Genomic DNA, 16,654 nt, shown 5'->3' on the forward strand with positions numbered 1-16,654 from the left:
GCAGGCACGCGTTCCTGTTGACTATTTGTGGGCATAGCAGCTCTCCTATCTTGAAATGTCGATTGCACCAGGCAATTAAGTGGTTTGCTTTCTTCGAGGACGCCGATCGTACATTTGACTAGGTGGGCAGCCCTGTCCGACCGGTTCGTGGGGTAGTTAATTGACGGCCGCAGAGGCGTCGGCAAGCCACTCCGTCAGGCCCTTACTGAGGCTGCGCGGGACGAGAAGGTCGCATTCGAACCCGCTCCTGCGCAGCAGCAACACTGGCGTTCGATCGAGCTTGGTCTGGACTGCCCGTCCATCTTCCAGTGCCGCCCAATCAATCGCGACGCACCGCTCCAGCACATGTTTGAGGCCCCTGCCGGAAAGCCGGAGCCGAGCCCTACCCTCGCCGAGCGGCAGAGCGCAGCCGAGTTCCGCATCAACGTCGACACTAGGCGGCGGGCCGTCGCAAAGCAGCCAGAACCGGCGCGGCGCAATGCGGATAACTAGCCAGTCGTCATGACGTGCAGTGTCGCCGACCATCTTCGGCAGCGGTCCGCCCAGCATCTGATTCAGTACCGCCCCGAATCGCGCCATCGCGCCATCCCAGCCCTCGAATTGAAGGATCGAGCAGTCATAAGCGACCATCTCGAAGATAGCCATGTTCGAATCGTCAGCCATGCAGCCGCTCTCCCTTCGGGTCGAGGAACATAGGCGATACTATCTGGGCCCGAACCGTCTCGCCCTTTATCGGACAAGATGCGACGATCTCGGAGCCTTCCTCAGCCGCATTCCTGGCAAGCAGTCCGAGTGCGACCCACGCCCCCAGCGTGGGGCTGTAGGTGATCGAGGTGATGTGGCCGAGACCGTGGCCGTGTATTCGCTCGCCAGGCTTGAACAGAATCGAGCCTCCGCTCAACCGCTTGCCCGGCTCGAGGCAGCGCAGCCCGACCAACCGCGGGCGAGCCGGCTCGCTCAGGGCTTCGCGGCGGCTGAGCACATCGCCTACATAGCCGCTGCGCTTGCCCGCCATGCGGCTGAGCCCGAGGTCGTCGAGAGTCGTCCTGCCGTTGATCTCCGGTCCCGCGACGTGGCCTTTCTCGATGCGCAAGGCGCCCAGAGCTTCGACACCGTAAGGCCTCAGGCGGAAAGGCGTGCCAGCCTCGATCAACCGGGACCATACCTCCTCTCCTATACTCGCGCCGACATAAATCTCGTAAGCCTGCTCGCCAGAAAAGCTGAGGCGAATGATCCGCAGAGGCGTGCCGCTATAGTTCGCTTCAAGCAGCCCCATATGCGGCAATGCCTCATTGGAAAGGTCCAGATCGGGCAACGCGGCGGCGAGGATATCGCGGCTCTTCGGACCCGCCACAGACATCGCCGCCCATTCGTCGGTGACCGAAGTTGCCGAAACGCGAAGGTCCGGCCATGCGGTATCGAGCAGGAATTCAAGCCGGGACAGCACGTCCGCGCCCTTCGCGGTCGATGTCGTCATAAAGAAGTGCCGCTCGCCGAGCCGGGTCGTCGTCCCGTCATCGAAGACGATGCCGTCGTCGCGCAACATGACGCCGTAACGCGCGCGGCCGATCGGCAGCTTGGAAAAACCGTTGACATAGACGCGGTCGAGGAATTCAGCCGCGTCCGGCCCCTGGACGTCGATCTTTCCGAGCGTGGAGATGTCCATGAGGCCGGCTGCCGCGCGCACCATTCGCATCTCCGCGAGGTAGGCCTCATCCACATCGCGACCGGAAGCAAGGTAGAACCAAGGCCGCATCCAGACGCCCGTTTCCAGCATCTGCGCGCCGTGGGCGACATGCCAGTCATGCATTGGCGTGCGCCGAAACGGCTTGTAATGATGGCGCTGGCTGCGCCCAGCCAGCGCTCCGACGGCGACTGGGGTATAAGGCGGCCGGAACGTTGTCGTGCCAACGTCTGGAACCGTCATCCCGCGCAGGCCGGCCATCGCGGAAAGCGCGCGGAAATTGCTTGTCTTGCCCTGGTCGGTGCCCATCCCGAGCGTCGTATAGCGCTTCAGATGCTCGACCGACTCGTATCCCTCGCGATGCGCCAGCGCGACGTCACTGACGGTTACGTCCATCTGCAGGTCGATGAAGGCCTTGCCTTTGGTAAGTCCCGCTTTTCGGTTCCCGAACCACCTCTCGCCCGACCGACGGGAGAGAGAATGCTCCGGCCGCGTCGCAGGGCTACCATCCTTTGCCGCCCCGAAGTGGTGGGCGACGTGAGGGCTCTCATTATTTCCCGCATTGATCTCAGCAAGGTCGAGGCTAAGAGACGGCTGGGCTAAATTCGTTGCGCCGCAGAACGTAGCTGCCTCTGCCCCCGCACGATACCCCTCCTCGATGGCGCCGGCTGTGATGAACCCTCCTGTCACAGCGCCGGCCGCGAAGTGCCCCGCTCTGAGCTTCCCGGGTACGAAAGCGTGTATGTCCTCGCGATATACCGGCCTTACATCAAGATGAGAGGTCAGATGCACCGTTGGCGACCAACCGCCCGAGACCACGACCAGGTCGCACTCCAGTGTAATCGTACCGCCCGGCTCGGAAAGCGTAACAGCGCGTACGGCCTGCCCCCCCGAAGCATTGGAGATCAGCGATTTCCCGCGGACCGCAATGCCCAAGCGACGCGACTGCTCCAAAAGTTCACGCGTCGGTTCGGCACGGCTGTCAACTATCGTTATTTCCACTCCAGCCGCAGCAAGGTCGAATGCTGCCGGATAGGCGCTGTCGTTGTCGGTTGCAACCACCACCCTCGTACCCGCAAGTACGGCAAAGCGGTTCAGATACATTCGGGCCGCGGACGCCAGCATGATGCCGGGCCGATCGTTGTTGGCGAAGGTAAGCGGTCGCTCGATCGCGCCCGTTGCGTAGACGATCGTTTTCGCGCGCAAAAGCACCACCATCTGACGCGCCTCGCCTTTTAGCGGATCGGTGTCTCCTGAGCCGCGTCGCTCCACGAGGCCTAGCACATTGCTGTCATAGGCACCGAACGCGGTAGTGCGCGTCATCATCGAAACGTTCGGCATGTCGGCGAGCCTTGCGAGCGTTCCGGAAAGCCAGGCCTGGGCTTCGCCGTCCGCCGGTTTCGACAAAAGCGTACCGCCAGCCAGAAAGTCCTGCTCTATGACAACAACGCGGGCGCCCGCCTCGCCCGCCGCCAAGCCCGCTGAAAGCCCTGCCGGTCCGGCCCCGATCACGGCTACATCGGCGAACAGATTGCGCACCTCGTACCGATCCGGATCTGGCTCCTCGCCTGCTCGGCCCAGCCCAGCGGCATTGCGGATGAAATGCTCATAGAACATCCATGCCCGCCGCGTCGGGCCCATGAAGGTCTTGTAGTAAAAACCGGCCGAAAGAAACGGTGCAAATAGTCCGTTAACACTTTGGATGTCGAACTTCAACGACGGCCACCGGTTCTGGCTCTCGGCAACCAGTCCGTCGGCCAGTTCCACCGTGGTAGCCGTTAGATTCGGCTCGCGGCGACCGGCCGTCCCCACCGTCACCAGAGCATTCGGCTCCTCCGGGCCGGCAGAATAGACTCCGCGGGGCCGGTGATATTTGAAGCTGCGGCCTACTAGGCCGATTCCGTTCGCCAGCAGTGCCGAAGCGAGCGTATCGCCTCGGTAGCCGGCTAAAGCTTTGCTGTCGAAGGTGAATTCGATCCATTGCGATCGGTCGATCCGCCCGCCTTCGTGAAGCCGCCTCATGCGCGCGGCTCCCGTGCGGAGCGGACTGCGGCGATCTCGTGGTTGCGTGTATCACGCCCGACCACCAACCATTGACGGCAGCCCATCACGTGCTGCCAGTATTCGCGATGCGGTCCGGCGGGGTTCTCGCGCACGAACACGTAACGGTACCAGGCCTCGAAATCCGCGTCGTCGTGGGTAGGACGGACGACGGACGCGTCGCCGCCGTAGCGGAACTCGTCGTGGTCGCGCGGGCCGCAATAGGGACATTCGATGCGTAGCATGGTCTTGGGTCTCTCGGTTACTGCAGCCAGGCGAACGGCCCGACACCGGCCTCGTCGATCGTGCGGCCGGTGCGGAAACGGTCTAGGCTGTAAGAGGCACTCAGCGGATGGGGCTTGCCGGTCGCGATCGTGTGCGCGAAGCACCACCCTGAGGCCGGCGTGGCCTTGAAGCCGCCATAGCACCAGCCACCGTTTAGGTAGAGCCCGTCGACTGGCGTAGGGCAGATGATGGGACTGGCGTCCGGCGTCATGTCCATCACCCCGCCCCAGTGGCGCAAAATGCGCAGGCGGGAAATGCTGGGCATTAGCGCGACTGCCGCCTCCGCGACTTCGCGAACCATCCCGAGATTGCCGCGCTGAGCATAAGAATTATAGCCGTCGAGCCCGCCTCCGAAGACCAGCCCACCCTTGTCGGACTGGCTGACGTAGAAATGCTCAGTGCCGTGGGCCACGATCTGGTGGACTAGGGGCTTGACCGGTTCCGTCACGAAAGCCTGCAGGACATGGCTCTCAATCGGCAGTTCCAGGCCCGCCTTCCGGCCGAGCACCGATGTGTGACCCGCCACCGCAAGCCCGACTTTCCCGGCCCCAATCTTGCCCTTCGTCGTCTCCACGCCGACGATGCACTCGCCATCACGAACGAAACCCGTCACCTCGCAGCCCCGGATGATGTCGACACCATGAGAGTCGGCTGCGCGCGCATAACCCCAAGCGACGGCATCATGCCGCGCGGTCCCGGCACGGCCCTGCAAGATAGCACCATGGATCGGGGAACGCGCCGTTTCGGAAAAATCCAGGTAAGGGACGAGCCGCCGCACCTCGTCGCGGTTGAGAATGTCGGCGTCGATGCCGTTCAACCGCATGATGTTGGCGCGGTGGCCGAAGCCGTCGAGCTGGTCAGCCGAATGGGCCGTGATTAGCATGCCGCGCTGCGAGAACATGACATTGAAATTCAGCGCCTGCGACATGCCTTCCCAGAGCTTCATCGAGAATTCGTAGAACTGGGTGTTGCCGTCGAGCAAGTAGTTGGAGCGAATGACAGTCGTGTTGCGGCCGACGTTGCCGCCGCCAACATAGCCCTTCTCTAGCACGGCGACGTTGCGTATCCCGTGGTTCTCGGCGAGGTAGAATGCGGTCGCGAGGCCGTGCCCGCCGCCGCCTACAATGACAACATCATAGGCCGGCTTCGGATCGGGAGCGCGCCAAGCGCGCCGCCAGTACCTTTGGCCGGCAAGACCATTGCGTATGATGGAAAAAACCGAATAGTCGCGCATACGTTCCCTTATTTTGACGGAGCAGAGGCGGGACAAGTTGCAGAAGGGTTCCGCACCTTGTTCGAAGATAGGGAAGGGTTTGAAGATTGCGGTGCCGGGAAAAGAAAGCGCCGTGTGTCGTAGTCGAGGGAGGGTATTATTGCGCGGAACGGCTCCAGCGCGAGGAGTTCGCCATCGACGCCAGAAAGCTCCATCGCGCTGCCATATCCTGCGACGGCATCATCCTGAGAGTCAGACTCGAAGAGGTTTCGCATTCCGTGCCGGTCGTCACAGAAAAATGCCAATGGCGAGAGGACATCTCTTATCTGCACTACACCTTACTCTGAGTTGGGACTGATACCGATGGAAACACTGCCCGTGAAGTATGCGCGACTTGGTGTTGGATGCGCCAACATAGAGTCGCGAACGGTACCATCGCGCTTTGAGATGACAGTAGGATAGCCTCTTGGGATGCGCTCGCGTTGAGTTGGTTTCCGCGCTACCCGATACGCTTGGCGGGATTTAGCGCAGGGCAACTTGCACGTGACAAGCCATCACGGACATTTAAGGACAGGGATCGGCGATGCAGGGCGCCTCGACGGCTAGTCGCCGCGAATGACATTCCCGCCAGCAGCGCCGAGATTGAGACTCAAATCCTTGTCCTGATGCACAGATCAAGAGCACTTCACCCTACTGGCTACCGTCTCTGACACTCAAGGAGCCGTCTCAAGCCGCAGGTGCTGGACCCGCGCGCTGAAGGCTCGGCGTCGACCGCCACCCTGCGACGTAGAGGACGATTAGACAAAATACCGGGATGAGGATCAGTAGCGACGAGACTGCAGCAATTGTCGGGTCGATCTGGTTTCGAATATTCTCCCACATCTTCAATGGCAGTGTGCGGATTGAGAACCCGGCTACCAGCGATGTGACGACTACCTCATCGAAGGAGGCGAGGAACGCGAACACGGCGCCGCCGATAATCCCAGGCCTTATCAACGGCAGCGTCACCCGAATAAAAGTCCGCAACGGATTAGCCCCCATGCTCATGGCCGCCCGTTCCAACGCGGTATCGAAATTCGCCAGCGTGGCGGATACGATCACGACGACATAGCCGATAGCGCCGATGGTATGCGCTAGGACAATGCCGGTCATCGAGCCAAGCAGCCCGAGTTTGAGTAGCCCGAGATAGGTCGCTATTGCCACGACGATGACCGGAAAGGTGATCGGCGTCAGGATCACCATGGTCAAGGCACTGCGCAACCGCGGATGACTGCGGCTGAGGCCGTAAGCCGCAAGCGTGCCTAGGATGGTGGATAGCATCGTAGTCACAATGCCGATCTGGATGCTTGTCAAGGCGGCGCCATACCACCAGGGATCGCTGAAGAACGCGCGATACCACTGCAGCGAAAGGCCTGGGGGCGGAAATTGCAAAAACTGTCCTGCGCTAAACGACATGATGACGACGAGAAGTTCCGGAACCAGCAAGTAAAAAACGACTACCACTAGGAATATAATGCCGGACTTCTTCGGCCAATTGCTTTTTCCGGCGGCTTGGTAGAGATTCATCGTCCAACGTTTGGCCAGACGGCGAGTAAGAGCCTCGTCTAGATGACGTTTAAACCTACCGAAAACCGTCGATCGATTGACCCAATACTTCCGCGCAGGTTGCGCCGATTGTCGCTGTGTACCAGAAAGATCAAGGCCGAACGTGGACAGCACGACGATAGCGATCGCCAGGAGGATAAAGGCAGATGCGGCGACACGCCCGATGTCAAAGAACGTCTGGACCTGCGACGCGATGAAGGTGGAAAGCATGGCGTCTCCCAACCCACCAAGGGCTGCGGGCGTGATGTAGAAGCCGAGGCAGATTACAAAGACCAACAGACAGCCGCTGCGCACGCCCGGCATGCTGAGTGGGAAGAATACCCGCCAGAAGGCGGTGAACGGCCGCGCTCCCATGCTACGGGCGGCCGCCATGAGGGACTTATCTATTCCCATCATGACGCTAACCAGCGGCAGGATCATCATCGGCAGCATGATGTGTACCATACCAATATACAAGGCTAAGCGGTTATAGATGAGTTGGAGAGGACTGGAGATCAGTCCAAGTTCGAGCAGTAGATTGTTGATCAAGCCATTGTCGCCGAGGATCACGATCCACGCATAGGTGCGCGCTAGCAAACTGGTCAGGTAGGGGATGACGACGACCAGGATGAGGGCCATGCGCAACCTCTTCGATGCCGCCACGATCAGATAGGCCGTAGGGTAGCCGACGAGGAGGCAGATTGCCGTGGCTAACCCGCTGATCTCGAGCGTCTGGTAGAGCACATGGACATTCGCCGGCTGGCTGAAAAACGACTGGTAGTTGGTGAGCGAGAAAGCCGGGGCTTTGAGGCTGGCCAGGAAGAGCAGGATGCTCGGAATGCCGAATACGACGAGCAGCACGGCGAGGGCGGGGCCAGTGAGCATTACGGGCATTCGGCCCAGTTTCTGAAACGTCTTCATCCCGATTCCCTCGTTCGGCACCTCACGCACTGACAAAGCGAACGTCCGAGCGCAACCAGTCGAGGCGCACCTCGTCGCCAGCTCGAAAGATCTGTTGGCCGGCGCCAACGTGTTCGCGCACAATCAGCACACTGTTCCCGGCGCGCACATGGTATTTCCGCAATGGGCCGGCATAAATCATGTCTGCGACAGTGCCCGCGATAGACTGTCTTTGGTCAGAGTCGGCTCGCATTGGAGCCGCGCGAGCGGCGACGCAGATACGTTCTGGCCGAAGCATCGCAACGGTGCCCGAGGGCGGCACGGCATCGGACTCAACTTTGAATCCGCGATTTTCGAGGATGTTGGCCTCGCCCAAGAAATTCGCCACGAACCGCGACGCAGGCCGGTCATAGAGAGCCTCCGGTGTATCGGTTTGCTCGATTCGACCGTCGCGCATGACGACGATGCGGTCCGACAGCGTGAGCGCCTCCTCCTGGTCATGCGTGACGCATACAGTGGTCTTGGCAAACTCTCGGTGCAGGCTCTTGATCTCGCCCTGCATCTGCTCGCGAAGATTGCGGTCAAGGGCGCCGAGGGGCTCGTCGAGGAGGAGAATCGGCGGATCGGCTATCAGCGCACGCGCAAGCGCCACGCGCTGCTGCTGGCCCCCGCTTAGTTGCGACGGCATCCGGCCGCCATATTCCTTTAGGTGGACGCGCTCAAGCATTCGATCGACATGGGCTGCCCTCCCGGCCGCCTTGACGCCGCGCATTTCGAGTGGAAATTCCAGATTCCGGCGGACCGTGAGGTGCGGAAAAAGTGCATAGCTCTGAAAAACGATGCCTTGGTCGCGCCGGTAAGACGGCACTGAGGCGACGGAATGCCCATCAATCAGGATGTCTCCCTCAGTAGGCGCTACAAACCCGGCGAGCAACATCAAGGCTGTCGTCTTGCCAGAGCCGCTTGGCCCGAGAATGGTCAAAAACTCGCCGCGACTAACCGCAAGCGATAAGTCCTTGACCGCAGCGACCGCCCCGTACATCTTGGTTACCTTGCAGAACTGAATCTGCGCCGAAACCGAACTCATTTTCAATGCTTCATCCTTGGCCATTGGTAGGGTGGTGCCTTTAAGATGCAGGTCATGATTGATCCCTCCAACACTCGACCCGAAAGCGGCTGTCCGGCATGCTGGTTCGAGATCGCAGAGTGCTAGAAGAGGCGGCTCAATCCATTCTCCCTTCTGAAAGGCGGCCGTCTGGCCGCCTTTCCCCTGATCAGCCATCACTGAAGAATCCACTCGTTCCAACGCCGGACAAGCCGTTCGCTGTTTGTCACGCCGTCTGATCCTGCCTCAGTGTACCACTTGGCGTCACTTAGTATGCTGGACTTTAGGTAATCAGGATGGCTGGCAAATTTTCGCCCGACATCGACTGGCAGCAGTTTATACGCATTTCGGTTCGCGGGACCATAGGGAATGAGCTTTGCAAATGCGGCCTGCCTGTCGGCGCGGGTAATGAATTCAATAAATTTCTGTGCGTTCTGCAGATTTTTGGCACCCTTTGGGATAGCCCAGCTTTCCCAAGTCACTTTTTGTTGATTTCGGTTGACCTCAATCGGGGCGCCTTGGTCCATCAACGCAATCGCCCGGCCGTCGTAGGATAGCGCTACGTCAACAACCTTGTCGTGCAGCAATTGTTGGTTCTCAGACCCGGTAACAAACCATTTGCGGATATGCGGCTTGATCCTGTCCAAGCTGGCGAAAGCTCGGTCGATATCCAAGGGGTAGAGGGCGTCAGCGGGCACGCCGTCCGCGAGCAGTGCTTGCTCCCATGGGCCGGCTTCCGCGTACACGCCGCTGGTCAACGTGCGAACCCCGGGATACTTGCTGACATCCCAAAATTCCGCCCATGTAGCCGGCCGCGGCTTGCCAGAGGGGAACTTCTCGGTGTTGTATACCATACAAAGCCCGTAGATGATCGACCCTATACTGTAGGGAGTCTTGGTGACGTCTACGATCGCATCCAACTCGTCCTTCTTGTAGATGGAGTAATCTATCTCCTCTAAGAGAAGCTTTTTAGAAGCTAGTGCAGCGCCTCCTGCGGTCACAGGAATCACGTCCACCGAAACGCTGTTGGTGGACACCATTAGCTCAAGCGTGGACGATGGGACTTCTTCAGCGATCGGGGTCACTTTAACTCCCGTCTCGGCTTCGAATGGCTTTACATAGGCCTCGATACACGCCTTTGCATAGTCACCGCCATTGAGTGCGACCTTGAGTTCGCCCGAGGACTGAGCAACAGTGCGGCGGGGTTGGTAAGACAACGCACCTACTGCGATAGCGGATGCTCCATGCATGAAATGTCTACGGTTTATTGGCATGCTCATTGTTTGTTCCTCCTCAATATCCTGTCCCTTACAGGATTCCTTTTTTGGATCGCAAGTCAGGCTCGTATCGATCAGGTTCACCCAATTTCGCGGGGTTGTGCAGAGTACCTGCAACACACTGCTTGCTCCGTGCGGAGCAAGCATGCCGTCGTCGAAAAGTTGTTGCTGCAAACAGAAGACTTCTGCGCACAATAACCTTCTTCAACGGCCAGCTAACCAATCCAACAGACGCACCGGAAGCTAAACTCCTTTTTCTGCTAATGTAGTCAGAAGTTCTCTGCGTATCCGATCCTCAGAGTTTCAACGGTCGAGCAACGATGGCTACTAATTTGTTGGCGTCAACATGCGCCCCCGATGCTATACCTAAGACGATAGATGGCCCCGGTGCGCAGATGTCAATGGACTCGGCGGCTGGCGAATCCATCAGATGCAGGATGCCTATAACATCTCCCTGCTTCACTTCATCGAACACCGAGCGGCGAGGTTCGAAGATGCCTGTTGCAGGCGATTTCAACTCGTCAGACGGATGCGTTTCGAGTGTTTGGCAGGACTTCTGTTCACGGAACGTTAATGACTCAGCCTCACCCTCGACCAGCCCGAGCGCGATGATCGCGTTGCGTACTCCAGCCTCGTAGATCGCCAGATTATTCGCGCCGACCGTGCCGCCGCCGAATTCGGCGCAAACAAATACCTTGCCCCGGTTTTGGGCCACTATATCGAACATTCCAACCGTGTCGTTGTGTTGCCAGACCAATGTCAATGGCAATTTAAACGCTTCCGCCATTCTCACAGTCCTGGCCATAAGATCGGGATCGGCAATGGGGTGCGTCGTAGCCGCCGGTGGAAAATCCCACCTTGGTCCAAAGCTGTGCAGATCAAATACTGTGTCGGCCATTGGCAACAATACGCGGGAAACCGCATCCGCGATTCTTTGTGTTACCGACCCGTCGGCGCGCCCCGGAAAGATGCGATTGAGATTTAACCCGTCGAGCGGAGTGTTTCGGCTCCAAGCCTCTACGGCCAATGGATTGAGCACCGGTAGGACGATGACCCTTCCACAGATTTGCTCTTTTTGCAGCCACTCGATAAGCCGTCGCGCGACAAGTGGTCCCTCCAGTTCGTCGCCATGATTGCCGCCGGTTACAAGAAGGCGAGGCCCCTCTCCTTTATTGAGACTGAAGACCGGGAGCAAAAGCTCTCCGCGGTCAGAACCTCCGGGGACGACTAAATGCCCCCTGCTCACGCCGGGCATATCCAGATCAAACGTGAGATGTGGTGCTTTGCTCATTGTCAGCCTTATTCTGAGTGTTCACGCGACCTTAGCCGGTTGCGTCCTTCGCTCTGCGAGTATGCGCCAAGTTATCGTCAGCTTGCCAATATAAAGTCCCGGACCGAGCCATCGCGTTTTCAGATGGCTAGCCGGACGCGCCGTGGATGTGGTCCGAAGTGGCCGCTGTTCCTCCGCCGCAGGACCTACTCGGCTGCACACGCCAGAGTTCGACCTTAAGGACGATCCCGTCCAGATGCATTTTATCACCGAATTGCGGGACGCGACGGCGTATCTTTCCGGCAAAACCACGGCCGAATTTCTCGAACCGACGCCGCACCGTCTCATGGCTGACGACGATGCCCCCAGCATGTCCTCCACCAGGCACAGGCTGATCGGAAACCGGAAATATAGCCACACGGCGTGGGCAATCACGGCGCCAGAAAAACGGTGGCGAGGTAACGAGCGTGTCGCGCAGTTCTGGTATTGCCGCCACAACGCACGTCTTGTCGCTAGGCCTTCAACCGCACAGAGCTCCCGCCGCACAGCGATAAGCAGTGCTTCATCGCGATAAGACTTGCATAAAATCATGCGCGATAGAGCGTATGCGGTATGCGGCTGAGCACCTCGCTACCATGCTCGGTTACCAAGACGTGGGCGCCAGCGCCAAAGAGGTAGCCGTTTTTGCTGCGCAGTATATTTGGCATGTGCAATGTCATGCCGGCCTGAAGGACATCTTCAACGCCTGGCTCTAAACTCAGGTCACCGCGTTCAGTCCAATTCATTCCGGTTTGGTATCCGGTTCGTTGGCGAAAAACTCCTTGCCACCCAGATCTCTTTAGTACCTCGCGACCCGTAGCGTCCACCGCCGCCGCGGTAGTACCCGGCTTGATCGCGGCGATGAGTGTTTCGATGACCTCCTCGGCCAGGTCGTGCAGGGATTCGGTCTCCGGATGTCGGCCAAGTACGGCGCACCGAACCATTCCAACGGCGTACCCGTGCTTCGATGCGCCGACTTCTAGAAAGGCTGGCTCATTATCATTGATTGGATGATGGCTTGGGGGGCCATGCGGCAACTTTGTCCGCTCCCCGAACAGAATCGTAGGAGGAGCCATCCCGACTTCTCCGCCAACGTTGCTGGCATCAGCTTTGATCGCCGCCGCCATGGTCCCCGCCATTTCCAATTCGGTAACTCCTACCCGCAGAGAGCTCTGGAAGGTCCTCAACGCCAAGTCGGTCATGCGCATCGCGTCGCGCATGCAAAGGAGTTCTAGCTCGGTCTTCACCGCCGCCACCGAAGAAACCAGCCGAGTTGCATCAGTTATCTTCAAATCGGGAAGCTGCCCCTGGAGGGCACTGATATCGGCCGGTGCAAGATTCCAGCAACCAAGCTCAAATCCGACCCGCTTGCTCTGCAGCCCATACCGCCGGATGACGTCGGCGCAAACCGTCCCGAAATCAGGCTGATGAGTATAAGTAACGACTTCATCAATGCAACTATTGGCGCGAACTGCGTACTCATCGTATTCTCGAACTACATAAGTTGGTGGCCGACCCGGGACCAGAATCAAAGGAAACGGCGCAAAGTATCCGCCACTTCCATCGTATCCGCTGAGATACCGAAGATGGCCATGCGCACTTACCACTAGTGCGTCCAGCCGCGCGCTTACCACGGCCTCCAACACCTTAAGCTGCCTTCGCTCATATTCTGATCTCGGGAAAGGGACACCTGTCAGGGGAATCGCCGAGGATACCGTTGTCATATTTAACCTCAACCAAATGCCATCTTGACGGTCCGATGGCGCAAACAGTAAACTGGACCGTCGCGGCTCCGCGTCTCTATTCCAGCCAGACCATCAGTCGTGCGGGCGGCTTGCGTCAAATGCAGTTTTTGTATCGTCCCCATCTAGCGGCGAGATATCGCGAATGTGCGGGAATCAGAAGCCAGGTGCGACCCACCGCGTCACTGTTGTTCGCCCCAACCGTGTCGCCAGATGGCTACGGCCTGACCACTCAGACTTTTTGCATAGCGCCCCACGAGCTTACGGATTGCCTCTTCGCGCCGCAATTCCAGCGCGCTCGCTGCTATCCGCACGCTCGCGGCGGAGGGAAAAGCGTAGGCGAACATCCCGCCGAAGAAAAAACGGACCGGCAATTTTCCTTCAGCGCATCAAGCGATACTTCGACAAATCAAGACTTCAGAGGCTCGTCTTCACAATCATGTTCTGCGGCATGTCAACGCTCCAGCCCACATGGACTCACGCCCGGATCCCAATCGCAAGATGGCCAGCAGAAAAATGGCTGCCGCCGAAGCATGTTCGATGACAGCCGGTTGCCCTGGGAGGACGGGCGAACGGCAGATGAGGTTCGATGCGTGTCGGTCAGGCCGAACGCCGGGCCATCAGCCATGACAAGGCCTCCAAGGTCGCCATGGGGCGCGGTCGCAATTGCGCTTGCGTCCCCCAAGACAGCAGTGGCATGCACGCTGTTGCAGATCGTGGAAGGAGCGGCGGCCGTTGCATGAAGTGCAATCAGAGGCCAACCGGCCTTGCGGGCCCGGGGTAGAATGCTACTGGCAGGTCAGGCGCTTCTCCGGCGGGCCTCGATCTGCCGCGATCGCCGGGATCCCGGGCAGCACCTCCGGGTCGGCAGACTTGGCGGGGCCGCCGGAGGTCGCCCGCAATTGTCCTCGCGATGTCGAAGGAGAACAGGCTGAGAACGCTCACTAACCAAGACCCCTGTGCGGACCGACGCTGCCTCCGTATGCTCTCATCCCATCCGTTCCGAAGCGTGCGAGCCCGGCGAAGCGGGGAAGACCACGGTTTTGTTCCCGTTCAGGAACACGCGGCGGTGGATATGGGCATGTACGGCGCGTGCGAGAACCTGGCTTTCGACGTCGCGGCCGAGCGAGACGTAGTCGGACGGGCTCTGGGCGTGGGTGACGCGTACGATGTCCTGCTCGATGATCGGACCCTCGTCGAGATCGGCGGTGACATAGTGCGAGGTCGCACCAATCAACTTCACGCCGCGTTCAAACGCCTGCTTGTAGGGGTTTGCCCCTTTGAAGGACGGAAGGAACGAATGGTGGATGTTGATGATGCGGCCTGACATCTTCTCGCACATCTCATCCGACAGAACCTGCATGTAGCGGGCAAGTACGACCAGCTCTGCGCCGGTCTCCTCGACGATGCGCATTTGGTGCGCTTCGGCTTCGCGTTTGTTCTCCTTCGTCACCTTCACGTAGTGGAACGGAACATCGTGGTTCACGACGAGCTTCTGATAGTCCAGGTGGTTGGAGATAACCGCCACGATGTCGACGGGTAGCGCTCCGATGCGCCACCGATATAGGATGTCGTTGAGACAATGCCCGAAGTGCGAGACCACGATGATGACCCTCATCCTGTCGGTCTCGTCATGAAAGGCAGATTCCATTCCGAACGCCCGGGCGGTGTCGGCAAACCCGCTGCGCAGCAGGTCAAGGTCAACGCCTTCTTCGGAGATGAAGCTCACGCGCATGAAGAAATTGCCCGTTTGCACATCATCGAATTGCGAACTGTCGGTGATGTTGCAGCCGTTCTCGGCGAGGTAACCTGCGATAGCGGCGACGATCCCGCGCTTGGACTTGCAGGTGACAGTCAGGCAGTATTTTTCCATATCGAACTTTCTCGTGTGTGCAAAGCAGATCCGTTCGGACGTATCAGCGAGACTACCCGATGGGAAGGGGCTCATAAAGTCAGCCCCTCGGGCGCGGGCAGCGCGTGAGAACGGCAACTGGCCGTGACCGTGTTGGCGAGCAGACAGGCGATGGTCATGGGACCTACACCTCCCGGCACTGGCGTTATCGCGCCCGCTCTCTCCGCCGCGCTGCTGAAGTTCACGTCGCCCACCAGGAGTTGCTGGCCATCCCGCACGATGCGGTTGATGCCCACATCGATTACCGCCGCGCCTGCCTTGATCCAGTCGCCGGAGATCATCTCCGCGCGGCCGACGGCGGCCACGAGGATATCGGCCCGACGGCAGATTGATGCCAGATCGCGTGTACGGGAATGAGCAATGGTTACAGTACAGCTGTCGTTGAGCAGGAGTTGCGCCATCGGTTTTCCGACGCCGGATCGTCGCCTACCAGAACGACAGCCAGCCCCGGTGTAACGCCATGCTCCTCCTTGAGCCGCGTCACATGGCCAGCCACCCTCGAAAGTAGCTGCGTCGCGAGACGCCTTGCCGTCGATGATCTGAGCGGTCATATGATCTTTTCCTCCAGTCGCAACGCATCCCAGAGCGATCCGGCGGACGAGCGCGCGCCCCGCACGGCGACATGAGCGTCGCCGCGGCGGATGACGAAACAACTCATATGCTCAAGGCCGGTACGCGTCGCGCGGCCCGGGCCGAAGTCCGCGGGATCGATGTTGACAAGCTTCGACAGCAATGCCTCAAGAGGCATCGAGCCGGCCCGCGAGATAATCTCGAAAGCGATCCAACCATCGGTCTGCTCGGTCACCGAGCAGCCGCGGGCGACCTGCTTGAGCTCCGCGTCAAAATCCGGCTCGGCGCGACACTCGGCCTCGACCCGGTCCGGTCCATAGGGCGGCAACCCCCTGCCCCGCAACCCAGCGGCCGGGTCCAGGAAAAGTGAGCCCGAAAGGCGTGGGCTCAACGGTTCCTAAGCGTAGCGCCAGAGAGGTAAGCGCCAGAGCCGTGTTCTCGCGGATCTCCAACGCCCCGAACGATTCGAGGCGTGGTAGTACGGCACCAAGCGCCGTGATGGGTCTCAGCTCACTCACGAAGACGTGCTCCTTCAGGATCGACAAAATGCGCCGGCACGACACGCAGGTGCGCGCTTTCGCCTTCGAGCGGGTTCGCGGCCATGATCACCTCGCCCAGCCGTTCATCGCCTTTTTCATAGGCCGATCATCGAGCCCACATGCGGGCTGTAGCAGGCCGACGTGATCCAACCCTGATCGGTATCGAGACTCCGCGGCGCGTCCTCGGCAAAGAGATGCGAGCCGCTGACCACCTTGCCGGCCGGATCGAGGGGCTGCAATCCCACCAGCCGGCGTTTATCGCCTGCCAAGCCCTCACGCCGCGACATCACGGCGCCAATGGAATCCTTCTTCTGCGACACCATACTGCCGAGCCCGACCATGGCGGCCGTCGTCTGTCCGGATAGTGTGCTGAAGGTTCTGCAAAAAGTTTTGGAGAGAGAACGGCGCTTGCTCTGAGGGGCGAGCGGCCATGGCACGGTGGTGACATTGCGATCACCGATTCCCGTGGAAGGGGAAGTGCCATGACCAATCGA

General features: G+C 59.6%; 12 protein-coding genes and 2 pseudogenes. All 14 read right to left on the minus strand.

Features of this window, described 5'->3' with window-relative positions; genetic code table 11:
* Positions 1-156 precede the first annotated feature (156 nt).
* Entirely contained in the window at positions 157-663 is a 507-nt protein-coding gene (locus tag NKJ73_RS33125) for a sarcosine oxidase subunit gamma (RefSeq protein WP_352572559.1), read from the minus strand.
* Positions 656-3,706, minus strand: a complete 3,051-nt coding sequence (locus NKJ73_RS33130) for a sarcosine oxidase subunit alpha family protein (protein WP_352572560.1) — start codon at positions 3,704-3,706, stop codon at positions 656-658. The genes NKJ73_RS33125 and NKJ73_RS33130 overlap by 8 nt, the downstream gene beginning before the upstream one ends.
* Positions 3,703-3,969 carry a sarcosine oxidase subunit delta gene (locus tag NKJ73_RS33135; RefSeq protein WP_352572562.1) on the minus strand — a complete coding sequence of 89 codons (267 nt, stop codon included), beginning with the start codon at positions 3,967-3,969 and terminating at the stop codon, positions 3,703-3,705. Before NKJ73_RS33135 ends, NKJ73_RS33130 begins: the two co-directional genes overlap by 4 nt.
* Positions 3,970-3,986: 17 nt before the next feature.
* Positions 3,987-5,243: a sarcosine oxidase subunit beta family protein gene (locus tag NKJ73_RS33140; RefSeq protein ID WP_352572564.1), complete on the minus strand. Its 1,257-nt coding sequence runs from the start codon at positions 5,241-5,243 to the stop codon at positions 3,987-3,989.
* Between the two features lie 705 nt (positions 5,244-5,948).
* Positions 5,949-7,727: an ABC transporter permease subunit gene (locus tag NKJ73_RS33145; protein WP_352572566.1), complete on the minus strand. Its 1,779-nt coding sequence runs from the start codon at positions 7,725-7,727 to the stop codon at positions 5,949-5,951.
* 22 nt (positions 7,728-7,749) lie between these two features.
* Positions 7,750-8,817: an ABC transporter ATP-binding protein gene (locus tag NKJ73_RS33150; protein ID WP_352572575.1), complete on the minus strand. Its 1,068-nt coding sequence runs from the start codon at positions 8,815-8,817 to the stop codon at positions 7,750-7,752.
* A gap of 170 nt (positions 8,818-8,987) precedes the next feature.
* A complete protein-coding gene (locus tag NKJ73_RS33155; protein ID WP_352572568.1) occupies positions 8,988-10,172 on the minus strand; it encodes an ABC transporter substrate-binding protein in 1,185 nt (394 codons plus the stop codon).
* 211 nt (positions 10,173-10,383) lie between these two features.
* On the minus strand, positions 10,384-11,379 hold the full coding sequence (locus NKJ73_RS33160; RefSeq protein ID WP_352572569.1) for a succinylglutamate desuccinylase/aspartoacylase family protein: 996 nt from the start codon (positions 11,377-11,379) through the stop codon (positions 10,384-10,386).
* Positions 11,380-11,578: 199 nt separating this feature from the next.
* A pseudogene (locus NKJ73_RS33165) lies at positions 11,579-11,856 on the minus strand (IS6 family transposase); the annotation flags it as partial.
* Positions 11,857-11,945: 89 nt separating this feature from the next.
* Complete coding sequence (locus NKJ73_RS33170; RefSeq protein WP_352572571.1) at positions 11,946-13,121, minus strand: M24 family metallopeptidase; 1,176 nt, start codon at positions 13,119-13,121, stop codon at positions 11,946-11,948.
* A gap of 1,006 nt (positions 13,122-14,127) precedes the next feature.
* Positions 14,128-15,012 (minus strand): formyltetrahydrofolate deformylase, encoded by an 885-nt coding sequence (gene purU / locus NKJ73_RS33175; protein WP_352572577.1) that lies wholly within the window; start codon positions 15,010-15,012, stop codon positions 14,128-14,130.
* Positions 15,013-15,083: 71 nt separating this feature from the next.
* Positions 15,084-15,473 (minus strand): annotated as a pseudogene (locus NKJ73_RS33180) (bifunctional methylenetetrahydrofolate dehydrogenase/methenyltetrahydrofolate cyclohydrolase); the annotation flags it as partial.
* Positions 15,474-15,598: 125 nt separating this feature from the next.
* Complete coding sequence (locus NKJ73_RS33185; RefSeq protein WP_352572572.1) at positions 15,599-16,012, minus strand: hypothetical protein; 414 nt, start codon at positions 16,010-16,012, stop codon at positions 15,599-15,601.
* Positions 16,013-16,255: 243 nt separating this feature from the next.
* Positions 16,256-16,654: glycine cleavage T C-terminal barrel domain-containing protein (locus NKJ73_RS33190; RefSeq protein ID WP_352572574.1), on the minus strand; the 399-nt coding region annotated here is incomplete at its 5' end.

The organism is Mesorhizobium sp. M0074, from assembly GCF_040322975.1.
Taxonomy (GTDB): domain Bacteria; phylum Pseudomonadota; class Alphaproteobacteria; order Rhizobiales; family Rhizobiaceae; genus Mesorhizobium.

Bases quoted from the DNA above. Each gene is read 5' to 3' on its own strand.
- NKJ73_RS33125 (WP_352572559.1), bottom strand. From the start codon at position 663: ATGGCTGACGATTCGAACATGGCTATCTTCGAGATGGTCGCTTATGAC.
- NKJ73_RS33130 (WP_352572560.1), bottom strand. From the start codon at position 3,706: ATGAGGCGGCTTCACGAAGGCGGGCGGATCGACCGATCGCAATGGATC.
- NKJ73_RS33135 (WP_352572562.1), bottom strand. From the start codon at position 3,969: ATGCTACGCATCGAATGTCCCTATTGCGGCCCGCGCGACCACGACGAG.
- NKJ73_RS33140 (WP_352572564.1), bottom strand. From the start codon at position 5,243: ATGCGCGACTATTCGGTTTTTTCCATCATACGCAATGGTCTTGCCGGC.
- NKJ73_RS33145 (WP_352572566.1), bottom strand. From the start codon at position 7,727: ATGAAGACGTTTCAGAAACTGGGCCGAATGCCCGTAATGCTCACTGGC.
- NKJ73_RS33150 (WP_352572575.1), bottom strand. From the start codon at position 8,817: ATGGCCAAGGATGAAGCATTGAAAATGAGTTCGGTTTCGGCGCAGATT.
- NKJ73_RS33160 (WP_352572569.1), bottom strand. From the start codon at position 11,379: ATGAGCAAAGCACCACATCTCACGTTTGATCTGGATATGCCCGGCGTG.
- NKJ73_RS33170 (WP_352572571.1), bottom strand. From the start codon at position 13,121: ATGACAACGGTATCCTCGGCGATTCCCCTGACAGGTGTCCCTTTCCCG.
- purU (WP_352572577.1), bottom strand. From the start codon at position 15,012: ATGGAAAAATACTGCCTGACTGTCACCTGCAAGTCCAAGCGCGGGATC.